General features: G+C 49.8%; 6 protein-coding genes. 2 read left to right on the forward strand and 4 right to left on the reverse strand.

What is annotated here, in order from left to right:
* Positions 1–125: 125 nt before the first annotated feature.
* Positions 126–6,023, forward strand: coding sequence for a hypothetical protein (locus ACL2XJ_RS04665; protein WP_413725793.1), 5,898 nt, complete (start codon positions 126–128; stop codon positions 6,021–6,023).
* A gap of 57 nt (positions 6,024–6,080) precedes the next feature.
* Here the strand turns inward: ACL2XJ_RS04665 and ACL2XJ_RS04670 are convergent, their stop codons facing one another.
* Both ACL2XJ_RS04670 and ACL2XJ_RS04675 read right to left on the reverse strand, forming a co-directional pair.
* Positions 6,081–6,980 (reverse strand): SDR family oxidoreductase, encoded by a 900-nt coding sequence (locus ACL2XJ_RS04670; protein WP_413725794.1) that lies wholly within the window; start codon positions 6,978–6,980, stop codon positions 6,081–6,083.
* A 167-nt stretch (positions 6,981–7,147) separates the two neighbouring features.
* Positions 7,148–7,888, reverse strand: a complete 741-nt coding sequence (locus tag ACL2XJ_RS04675) for an SDR family oxidoreductase (RefSeq protein WP_413725795.1) — start codon at positions 7,886–7,888, stop codon at positions 7,148–7,150.
* Between the two features lie 126 nt (positions 7,889–8,014).
* Between ACL2XJ_RS04675 and ACL2XJ_RS04680 the strand changes: the two genes are divergently transcribed.
* The gene (locus ACL2XJ_RS04680; protein ID WP_132925128.1) at positions 8,015–8,908 is read left to right on the forward strand and encodes a LysR family transcriptional regulator; all 894 of its coding nucleotides are present in this window, start codon (positions 8,015–8,017) and stop codon (positions 8,906–8,908) included.
* Positions 8,909–8,947: 39 nt separating this feature from the next.
* Here ACL2XJ_RS04680 and ACL2XJ_RS04685 read toward each other — a convergent pair whose 3' ends face one another.
* Together ACL2XJ_RS04685 and ACL2XJ_RS04690 are read right to left on the reverse strand one after the other, a co-directional pair.
* Complete coding sequence (locus ACL2XJ_RS04685) at positions 8,948–10,906, reverse strand: glycoside hydrolase family 127 protein (protein ID WP_413725796.1); 1,959 nt, start codon at positions 10,904–10,906, stop codon at positions 8,948–8,950.
* Between the two features lie 21 nt (positions 10,907–10,927).
* Positions 10,928–12,325 carry an MFS transporter gene (locus tag ACL2XJ_RS04690; protein WP_132925124.1) on the reverse strand — a complete coding sequence of 466 codons (1,398 nt, stop codon included), beginning with the start codon at positions 12,323–12,325 and terminating at the stop codon, positions 10,928–10,930.
* Positions 12,326–12,382 lie beyond the last annotated feature (57 nt).

Raw genomic sequence — 12,382 nt, forward strand, 5'->3', positions numbered from 1 at the left:
CCTTTCTTTATTAAGATGTTCAAATATGCCTTCAGTTCAATGCCATTATTAAATTTTTGGCATCTCCTTCCGTATTTTTACATGGTAATTCTCATTGCGCTCAAATATGACTTACTGGAGATAATATGTTTAATAATACAGTCAGCCGATATAATGGCTATTCTAAAGATGAATGTAAACTTAGTGGCCGCCATACTATTTCGCTATTTAAAAATAATAATTATAATGAAACAATAAAAAAGATTTATAATCACCCTAATACAGTTCTGTCCTCTTCATACTCGGTTCTAAACCCGGCCTTACTAACGCTGCATCCTATAGAAGCACCCCACGAAACCGATGAAGAAAAATCACAGGCGGATCGTTTGTTCACCTGCGCGGCATTATTTAAAAAACACCCGGAAAGTCTGTCCACCGCCAAGCCTGGAAAAAACATTACCATCCAGCTTGCGGAAAAGACTCTCAGCATTACCACGAAAAAAATCACTTTACCCGGCGGCTATACTGCCTTTGTTGGGCGGGTAGCCGACCGGTGGCTGGTTTCCGACGGCGTGATATACCATATTGACGATCTGGTCAGCCCGCCCGACACCTGGCTGGACACTATTATCTATTTGCTCGGCCACCTGACCGGGGTCGCTCCGGGATACGGCGGAACCCGAATATTCCCGCCGTCACCCCAAGCAGCCCCCGAGCCGAGGGCGGCGATGCCAAGCCCGCCCGTAGGATTATGCAGCGGCGAATCCTTGTTATCCTCGTGGGCACGCAACACCCGGATCCCGACGCCCTTTTCGATGCTATCGCATCTGTCTGGCTTAACATGGTTTTTCCCCGTCGCTGACGGGGCAAAGGTGGAACCGCCGCCGCCGGAGGTTTTATTCCCCTGGCTTAAAATATCAGACAAATATCCCTCTTTTGCCTTAAAACGACCTCCCCGCCAAGCCGCGAATGTCACAAATGCACGTCCTGCCGCCTTGCCCTTGATATCCGACCCGCCAACAAACGAAGGCAAGAATAGTCATGAAGATGCTATTTGTGAGACCAACCTGAATATTGCCAATCACTCCGCAAGGGAACTCTATCAGGCAATCAAGCAACAGTTTATCCCATTGACCAACAAAAAAATCTACTCGCTTGCATGGATGTCAGAACTTAACGTCTTTCTCTATGATAAATTATCCGAAATTTATAATGATGGAACTTACTTAGATAACAAAACGCAGTATACCGATATGATAATGTTAAAAAAATACATCGAAAAGAATATCGAGAATTGTGTGAATTCCAGCAGCAAAAAAAAATTGGATGACGATATACTCCGAGACTATTTTAGTGAATACAGAACGATCGCAGATTTCTTCCCACTCTTAAATATACAAATTGAAAGAACAATTTACGATATTAATTTTAAAACACTTCGTGAACTGATAGATTTTAAAAACGGCATCTCTTACGCCGATGCAAAAAAAAATTTGAAGCAGCTCATCGATGAATCTCCGGCGGAGAAAGCAAAAATTTATAAAGAACAACTTTTTATGTTGGCTATAATGCAGCAAGCCCAACATACCTATGAAAAGTTATTAATCAGCGATTCAATCCCTCTGCTTGACCGGCTAATCTACTTCAATAGCAGAGAGATATTTCATGACATGTTAGATGAACGACCAATACACCTTCGGCGAATACTGTTAAAGCGGTTTTTTTATTATATATTCGAATACAGCAGAAATAATGGACTTAGCATTCAGGGGAATTATCTTATCATCCCCGGCGAGCTTACTGAATACAGGAGTTTGTTCGACCAGACGGAAGCGCCGTTAACCGAAACGGAGATTGCCGAGCTGGTGGCGAATCAAATCGTGGATTATATTCACGGCAGCAATAAATATCATCCACACATTGACCGGCTGATCCGAGACATTGAATATTACCGCATCCACTCAACCAACAGCGTTGATAAAGAAAATTGGGCAGAGGACAACATGCGCCCCTATAAAGAGACCCTGCAGTCTCTTGATAAAAGCGTAAAAACAAATCTCGAACGCATGGACAATACCCTGTACCAGCAAAATCCTCAATGGATAAATGAGCTGGTTGATCAAGTAAAATATGATAAAGAGTGCATTTTATTATTGAGCTTTCTCGAAAAACTGCAAGCCTACCTCATTGAAATTGTCAGCGAACATCAGCACGAACACATTCAGCTAGGCAGCAGAACAAATGAACAGCGACTGGCGGAGGCAAAAATTCAGGCTATGATAATGGCGTCCCCTGGTGATTCATTCCAGAAAACGCGGCAGGAAATACTTACTTTATATTTCACCAGCGTTACGGCGGGTGATGTTTCCTTATTGTTGAGAGCAGCAATCTACTGGTATATTGATTATCATCACATTCGTTCTGACCAGTTGAGCGGATTGAGTGCTTTGTACATTATCAAGGAATTCCAGGCAGAAAAAAAGCAGATTTCATTAGACTTCGAATCACGATCCTCTGAAAATTTCAAAAAAATCTTTGACCTGAAACCCTCGGATGAGTTTCAGTCGGCCAGGGAATTTTATAATCAATTTATTCATTACAAGGACTATTCATTACAACAGGAAGCCAGGCAATTTACCTATAAAATCATTTCCCGGTCGGCATTAGATTACCTGGATATGATTTACCCCCCCAAAGAAGTGTACACCTTTAAAATTTATTCCAGAAATTATGTTCAAAACTCACTGGCGCCTAATCAAGATGTCTACTTACCAAATAATAACTTTGGCACTTTCTCTTTAATCAAAACCTATAGTCATAAGGTCATTATCGCCTCGACTCTTTTTAGCGCGCCATTCATTAAAACCATTTCAATGGATCCGGATAATATATTTTTTAATAATTTGATAGATGAATATAAAAAAACCAATTTTGACATTGATTGGATCCATCGGCTTAAAATTCCTGTCACCGCTAATGATATATTGGAGCTTTTTGATATACCCTATGACAGCACACAACTACGCATGTCTCCTTTAAGTCTTTTCCTGATTGAGCCTGAAGAAATAATCCGAAGTATGCCAAAGCCGGATTACGTACTGGTTGCAGGAGAGGAAAAAGAGGATTATCAGACGATGATTGAAATTTTAGATTATTGGAATGCCATAATGCTAAGAGAAATAGTGGATCAGCTGAAAATATCACTTCGCATTAAAAAGTGGTGGCAAGAACTGCTTGCGCTGATACCTTTTTATGAAATCTTATGGAAATATGTAAATGACGCTGACAATGAATTCAATGGGATAGAAGTTATATTCGATACCTTTGATCTGGCCTTTATGCTTGGACAATTAACCACCAGTGCCGCAAAAGGAACCGGGGTAATATACAAGCGATTAATTAATATCGCAAACATTGAAACCTTGCCGGTTAAGCAATTGAATAGAGCCATATCACAAAAGCTGGCTGAAGAATTACCTTATATCGCAAGAAAGAGTTCTGGGTCTATTTTCAGCAGTGTTATTGGTTATTTGAACCCGCTACCCATACATGCTATTTTCTCAAAAAAAATAAAACATCATTTATCAGCAAATATGGCAACAGTGATTACATGGATGAGCAATTTCATTTTAAACAATATGGAACAAAAGATGACTAAATTTATTCAATGGTCTTCTGATATTGATAGGAACTTGTTGATACAAAAGAGAGATGACGGAAGTTTTGTACTGGATCAAGGGCAAGGTACGACGCAAAATTTCATCGAAATAGACGAATATTTTTTTCAGGTCATCTGGGATGCCGCCATAAGGACTTGGCGCGTGGTCAAACCGACAGAGGTGATGAATTTAAACTACGCTGTTCCCATGTATAAGAATGAGAAGGGTAAGTGGGCGGCCTCTTCTTTTTTGGATAACGATCGTTTCTCTATAACGGCCCGTTCTGGACGTAGGACAAGATACATCAATGACGATGTTGACTTTATCCATATGGAGCCAATTCGTTCCATTACTCTTCCTATAGACCATTATAAAGATAATAAATGGATGTATATTCATATGTTGGAACTTATGGTGAATGATTATGTTCATCATATAGAATCTTTGTTTCTCAACAACGGTGATATGAGTAAAATGTTGACCGATTTTGTCAATTGCCTGACGAGTGAAGCTAAATTTCGCGAAGTCTTCACCCATGAGACCGACAGTAATGTAAATATTTTGCTGCTCCAGTTTATCAAAGGATTAAGTGTGGACGGCGGCGTTAACGTCGGTTACCGAATGCAGCGCTTATGGCAAAACGAGCATGACCGTTCACCGGTGGATCATTTGGTTATTATACTGAGAATTAATAAAAATGATTATATCATTGATATGCTTCATTTGCGACCCTATGGGGCAGGGCTGATTATCGATCGCCAGGTTTTTAATGAACCTGAGTGGGCTCATTTGACCAAAAAAAGCATTAGTAGTGATTTCCCTTTGATAAAATACAAAGATTTTGCCAAAATAAGCACGGCTATTTCTTTCCCCTATCGTGAAGCCGGGCATCCGGGAAAATATATTAAAGGGGCAATCTTGCTGCGCGAGCCTATATGGTATAAAACCGTTGCGATAAAATATTATTATCGATATGTTAAAAAAGAACCTTCCAATACTTTGGACGCAGACTCATCAATTTTATCAGCCGCACGGACCATGATCTCTTCATATAATCATCATCACCGCATGCAAACAGATTATAATCTGAATGTGACTTTTCCTTTTTTAATATTGAAGGAAGCGAAAGTTCTCGATGCACGTGATGCAAACGAGATGCAGCAAAGAGTCACGCTGGCCTTCGGCCAAAATTATCCTGCGCAATCATATATGTCTTCCATTCTGGAACTGATTGATAGTACCGATCTGTTAAAACTAAAACCGGGCAAGCTGTTGGGTCTATATTACGATGATGTTTTCCTAAGCCATTTATTAATTAGCGTCGGAGAGGGCCGCTTCGCAGGCGTAGGTAATAATTTATTCGATCCGCTGTTCGAATCCGGACCCTCGATTATCGTGGCCGAAGAAATGGGCACGTTTGACGAAGGCAAGCTTGCCATGAGAGGTACGAATGAGCTATATACCGTTTTAGCGGGTAATCCCGTTAACGCTCCGGCAAATGAAACCCTGATGCTGGATAAATTAGCGCTAAAAAGTTTTGCCACGAAACCTGAGGGGGACAGAGAACCCTCCGAGGAAATTGTCTATGCCTCGAGGGAAAGAATGTTGACCCAGGACAACTGGACACTGTTCGCGTCGCCGAACAGCTCATTGCTGACGCTCAAAATGGAGGCTGTCTCTCAAAACATCTATCCAGTGGCCAGCCGGGAAATGGCGCATATTATCCGCGGCATGTTTTATGCCAACAGCCGGTTTCCCGATATCGCAGAGGTAGAATGCATCGAGTTAATCACTTTATTTGATGGTTTTGCAGCGGTATCTCTTCGGGGACAGATTTTGGCCAATGACCTGAGACTGGATGTTCAATTATGCCCTTACCTGGCCACAAACGGCATCAGGCAGCGCCAGCCCCAATGGTTTACCCGCTTTTCGCCGGCGGCACAGGAATTGGGGGATCCGTTGCATATGCCGGCAGATACACCACTGGCTAAGGAAGATTACCGCGATAACAGGAAAATAAAACATCTCGCCGATATGGTTGAAATGCTTATCACTATCAGAACATCGCTCAATAATGCACGTATCAAAAGGAATGTTGGATTGTTGCCGGCAATTTTCAGCGATCTTGCGCGTCTGGTCATTCGTGATATGAATTTTTATGAATTCATCGGACAATATCGGATGGATAAAGAGTCGGAAGAAAAACTGTATCATATCCTTAAAGAATATCAGGGTTATATTTCAGAAGGAGATGAATATTACCTGCAATGTTATTTTGACCTCCTGCTTTCCGTTGAGCGGTTCCAACAGCTGGCCGAGACCATTTATCCCATGCCGTCCATCGCCGCCAACGGCACGCTGCCGTTGTGGCCATATACAGATTGAATAAGAGCGCCGCGTTATACCGCGGCGGGGGTGATGGTATAGTTGGAGATTATTCACTTATGTGCGTATGTGCGGTGTAAGCAGGTCTTGGAGTCCGATACGCCGGAACAGTTCGGTGCGTACCCGGTCCGCCACGCCGTTGACCACTTCACAACCATCCTGTGAAGGGTCGATATGGCTGCGGAAAGGTCTCGTGCCAAACGGCATATCCACCACGCTGACGATGGCTTTCGCCACCTCGGCAACATCGGCATCGGCCGGTTCCAGGGCTGAAAGCCCCTTCATGCTTTGTTCCGCCAATCCGGCATAGGGCCCCTGGTGATACTCCTCGGCGCGGGCCCGATCAGCAGGAGATCCTGAGTGAGCGAAATGATTCGTACCCTTCGTGAAGGCCCCCGGTACGATAATACTGCTTTCAATGCCCCAACGAGTTAATTCCGAGGCGTAGGATACGGCCAGTGAATCCATGGCCGCCTTGGCGGCAAAGTACGGTGCAAGATAGGGGGGCGTGCCGCCACGGGCGCTGCTTGAAGAGATCCAGACCACCAGGCCCCGTCCCTGTTTGCGCAGTTGCGGCAGGACGGCGCGGTTCACCCGCTGAGTGCTTAGGACGTTGATATCAAACAACTGGGCATACTGTTCCGGGGTAAACGCTTCCGCCGGGCCGAAGGACATATGACCGGCATTATGGATAACCACATCCAACCGTCCGCAGTCATCGATGATGCGGGTTATGCCGGCCTCAACCGAATCGTCGGAAGCGACATCCAGTTCCACCGCCCGCAAATCCACCTTATTCTCGGCAGCGTAACGTTTAACATCAGCTACCTGCGGCGCGTTACGCCCGGTTGTTTCACGCATACCGGCGTAAACGGTATGTCCGGCGTCCGCCAGGGCGCGTGCGGTGAGGGCGCCGAAACCGCTGGAAGCGCCGGTAATAACGATGACTTGGTTCATGATGTAACCTCGCAGATGAACATGCCCGTCATCTTTCAAGCTGCAGGTGCGTTGACTACACTCGTTAACCCGAATCACTTGCTTTAGTAAGCTCATCGGGATTTACTCGCTTGCCGCCTTCCTGCAACCCGACATCTCTTGGGCATAGTAAAATGATTCCCGGAAACTTAAATCAAACCGCCATTGGCACGTAATACCTGGCCGTTGATCCAACTGCCATCGGGCCCGGCCAGGAAGGCCACCGCGGCGGCGATATCTTCCGGCGTACCCAATCTTTCCAGCGGCGCCATTTTGGCCATGCGATCGATCACTTCCTGGGGCTTGCCTTGCAAAAACAGGTCGGTACCGGTGGGTCCGGGCGCCACGGCGTTAACATTGATTGAGCGGCCGCGCAGCTCTTTGGCCAGGATGGCGGTCAGGGTTTCCACCGCCGCTTTGGTGGCGGCATAAACGCCGTAGGTTTCCAGCCGTAGACCCACCACGCTGGTGGAGAAGTTGACAATGCTGCCGCCGTTGCGCAGACGCCGGGCCGCTTCGCGCATGCCGTTAAAAGTGCCCTTGAGATTAATGGCCATCTGGCGGTCGAAGAGGTCGTCGCTGCTGTCGGCCAGGCTGCTCAGATTCATGATGCCGGCATTGTTCACCAGCACATCTACGCCGCCAAAAGCCTCGTCCGCCCGGTCAAACAGCTTGGTAAAGGTTGCCGGGTCGCTGACGTCCCCTTGAGCGCTCAGGGCGCGGCCGCCGGCCTGTTCAATACGGCTAACCAGCGCATCCGCTTCCCCTTGCTGACGGGCGTAATTGATGATGACGACGTGACCGTCGCGGGCCAGCCGTTGCGCGACCGCGGCGCCGATGCCTCTTGATGCGCCGGTGATAATGGCTACCCGTTGAGTTGACTGATTCATGTTGTTCCCCTGCCTTTTTTGCGGCCGCACACCCATTGTGGGCCGGTAAAGAGAGTATGGACCTTTTTATTAGCCGCATAATTGCCTATTATTCGTCATTACCATGCGAAAATAGCGAACAATACCTTGGATAGATATGATGCGATGAAAATCTTTACGCGGGTGGTGGAACAGCGCAGTTTTACCCTGGCGGCGCAGGATCTGGGGGTTCCCCGCTCCACCGCCACCGATGCGGTAAAACTGCTGGAAGCCCGGCTTAAGGTGCGTTTGCTGCACCGCACCACGCGCCACGTCAACCCGACTCTAGATGGTGAAGCCTATTATCAGCGCTGCCTGATGATCCTGGCGGCGGTGGAAGATGCGGAGACCGCCTTTGCCGGCGCCAAGCCCAAGGGCTTGTTGCGGGTAGACGTACACGGCACACTGGCCCGTCATTTTTTATTGCCGGGGCTGCCGGCTTTTTTGCAGCAGTATCCGGATATCGAATTTTTCATGAGCGAAGGGGACCGGCTGGTGGATTTGGTGCGTGAAGGGATAGACTGCGTACTGCGGGTGGGTAAGCTCAAAGACAGCGACATGGTGGCGCGACGGTTGGGAGAACTGGCGGAAATCACCTGCGCCGCGCCGGAATATGTAAAACGCTATGGCCGGCCGGCCTCGCCGGCGGACCTGGAGGGGCATCAGATGGTGGGTTTCCGCTCCTCGGCCACCGGCGCGCTGATGCCGCTGGAGTTCAGCGCCGAAGGCGTATCCCGGCCCTATCTGCTGCCCGCCGCGGTATCCGTCACCGGCGCGGAGAGCATGGTCACGGCGGCGCGGCTGGGATTAGGCATTATCCAGGTTCCCCGCTACCATGTCAGCGACGACCTGGCCCAAGGGACCCTGGTGCCTTTACTGACAGACTTTACTTCATCCTCCATACCGGTATCGGTGCTTTACCCCCGCAACCGCCAGCTCTCTCCCCGGGTGAGGGTATTTATCGACTGGATCGGACAAGAATTCGCCAGTCGAAACATCTGAGCCGCGGCCTCGCCGAAAGGCGGCCCTGCCCAAGCCGCCTCATGCCTCCTCAATCCATATCCGCATTTCACCTTCGCCGCGGTTGGCCCAGCAGAAATAGGGGATAAACAGCAGCTGCCGCGACCGCCGCCGGGGGGGCTCGCCGTCATAGCCATAGAGCGGCTGTTGTCCGGCATCGGTATCTTGCACGCTATCCCCGGTGGCCTGTATCACTATTTTTCCCGCCAATACACCCTGGCCGGGCGCCAGGGAAAAATCGGTACCGGCGGCCAGACGCAGTTGATGTAAATTGGCGCCGTTATCCGCTTGTTCGAGGCAGTACACCAACGGTCCCCGCTGCAAGGCGACTTTGCCCAGGTTCTGGCGTACCAGGGGATTGCTTCTGACCCGGCGCACCGGCATGGGCAACGTCAGCCGGATGCTGTCTCCTTCCTCCCAGGTCCGGGTGAAATAGGCATATCCCTGGCGAGGACGGATCTCAACCGGTTCGCCGTTCAAGACCGCCTCCGGCGCCGGGCACCAGCCCGGTAAACGCAGCGCCAGGGTGTGCTCCGCCGGAGATTGGCTGGTCACCGTCAAATCAACGGTGTTGTCCCAGGGATAATTACCGGTTTGCCGCAGCGTCAGAAAGCCGTTCCCCGCCGGTACCGTGACTTCGCTACCGATATAGAGATTAACGAACAGGGTATCCTCGGTTTGGGTGTAGATATAATTGCCCAGCGAACCCAGTAACCGGGCAATATTGGGCGGGCAGCAGGCACAGCCGAACCACTGTTGGCGTTCCGGTTTCACATGATCGTAAATATGGTTGCACTTTATGGCGCCCGGATGGACCTCCAGCGGATTTACATAGAAAAAGTGCTTACCGTCAAGGGCCATTCCCGCCAATACCGTGTTATACAGCGCCCGCTCCATCACATCCGCATACTGGCCGTCGGCCTCCATTTGCAGCATACGCCGGGCGAACATCATCAGGCCGATGGAGGCGCAGCTTTCCGTATATGCGGTATCGTTGGGCAGATCATAATCAGAGGTAAACGCCTCGCCGTGGCTTTGAGCGCCGATAGCGCCGGTGATATACATTTGGCGCCGGGTCATATTGTCCCATAAACGACGACAGGCGCGACGCTTCTCTTCATCCCCGCCGATGCGCGCCAGATGGGCGACGCCGGCCAGCAGATAAACAAACCTCACCGCATGCCCCACCGCCGTCTCCTGCAGCGCAATGGGTTTATGCGCCTGGCTGTAGGCCTTGTCTTTCACCATCCAGGCGGTGCCGTAATTTTGCCAATAGGATGTGCGGCCGCGGCGTTCATATTCCAGATCGTAGAAGTGGGGCTCGGTACCGCGCTGTTCGACAAAATAGCGCGCCAGGGAGAGATAACGCGTATTGGCGGTGGCGTCATATAACTCCATCAGCGCCAGCTCGATTTCCGGATGGCCAGGATAGCCGTGCAGCTGTTGCGGCCCAGGGCCGAATACCCGGTTGATGTGATCCGCCAGACTGCAGACCACCTTCAGCAGACGGGTCTTACCGGTGGCACGATAATAGGCGACGCCGGCTTCAATCATATGCCCGGCGCAGTAGAGCTCGTGGCATTCCGCCAAGTTGGTCCAGCGCTGTTCCGGCGCTTTAACGGTGAAATAGGTGTTCAGATAGCCGTCCGGCTGCTGCGCGGCGGCAATCAGCTCAATGGTTTCATCGGCGGTGTGTTCCAACTGCGCATCCGGCTGCTGGCAGAGCATCCAGGCCACCGCTTCCAGCCATTTAGCCACGTCGCTATCCTGGAATACCATGCCGTAGAATTCCCCTTGGCTGCGTCCGGCCGCAATGCGAAAATTTTCAATCGCATGGCTGGGCTCCGCGTCGGCGACGCGATCGTTCAACGCTTCCCACTGGTATGGCAACACCACATCCCTGACCAGTCGCTGATAACCCAGCCAAAAAGGATCCGTCAGCTGGAGATGATGCAGGTCGATTTCGGATGTTTTTTTCATCTTTGATTCCTTACTCAACGTTTATGACAACTGACGATCCCGCAGGTCGCCGGCTATACGGGCCATGCTGTTATTGTCCAGTCTGCAATAGCGCAGGACTACCGCCAGAAATAGATGAAACAGTGCCGGCAAGAAGGTTTCCATAATCCGGATGCCGTGCAGCGACGCGGGGGTTTGATTACCGATGCCGGGGGCATAAGCAACCAAAATAAAGACCAGGCTGATAATACCGGCGCTGGAGGCCCAGGAGAGTTTGATAAAAAACAGGTTAAAGGCAAAGCTCATGCCGGAAGAACGAATACGTGTTTTCCAAAAACCATAATCATCGGCAAACGCCATCAGGGAGAAATGCAGCGTCAGGGTAAAACCAAGGATGACATCGTTAATGAAAATCACCGCCAGCCATAGGGTGCGATACCCTTCCCCGGTCGGGATAAACCACATCAGGATACCCAAGACCGCCAGTATGATATTGGTATAATAATAAAGCTTTACCGTATCGATACGCCGGGATAAACCGTTGATGATCACGGCGCCGATAATGGACGCCACCGTGACGGCGGTGAAAAACAGCGATGCATAACCGGCCCCGCCGTGCAGAACATAGGTAATGAAATACATGTAGCCGCCGCCGCGAATATTAAAAACATTCATCAGAAGAAAAGACATCAGCAGCATAAGCAATAGCTGGTCGTTTTGACGCAGTCCCCGCAGATGTTCCCGCGGTGAAAATTTACCCATTACCGTCAAGGGCACCCGTTCACGCACCCAGAAGAAGCAGCATAAAAACATCGCCACCGCGATAACGCAGAGCACGGCAACCCCGCGTTGATAGCCCTGGGCGTTATTACCGCCCCCCAGGCTGTCCACCAGCCAGGGCAAACCCACGGAAACCAGGAACCCGGCAATGCCGCACAGAACGAAACGCCAGGCCTGACAGGAGATCACCTCGCGGTGAACGCCGGTCATGGTATTGATCAGCGCGCAATACGGCACGTTGATGGCGGTATAACTCAGGGACAGCATAAGATAAGTAACGAAGGCCCAGAGAATTTTCCCATTGACGCCGACGTCCGGTACCGTGAAGGTCAGGACGCCGATAATGCCGATGGGCAGCGCAATCCACAGCTGCCAGGGGCGAAAACGGCCCCATCGGCTGACGGTCCGGTCCGCCACCATTCCCATCAGGGGATCGGACACCGCGTCCACTACCCGCAGTACAATAAACATCGTCCCAACCAGCGCGGGGGTGAGGCCGAAAATGTCGGTATAAAAAAATGTCAGGAAATTCATGATAAGGCAGGTTATTACCGTGCCCCCCGCATCGCCTAGACCATAGCCGATTTTTTCGCGGATGGACAAATAGCCGCTGGCGGCAATGGCCTGGCCGGCGGTATTGGGTAGAGAGGTGGTAGACATATTTTTCTCCTCGCTTGTAACGAGTTATTGGCATGCCTATGGGTTGAGAAATTTAAT

Origin of the sequence: Sodalis sp. RH16, assembly GCF_047324245.1 — a bacterium.
Lineage (GTDB): Bacteria > Pseudomonadota > Gammaproteobacteria > Enterobacterales > Enterobacteriaceae > Acerihabitans > Acerihabitans ligni.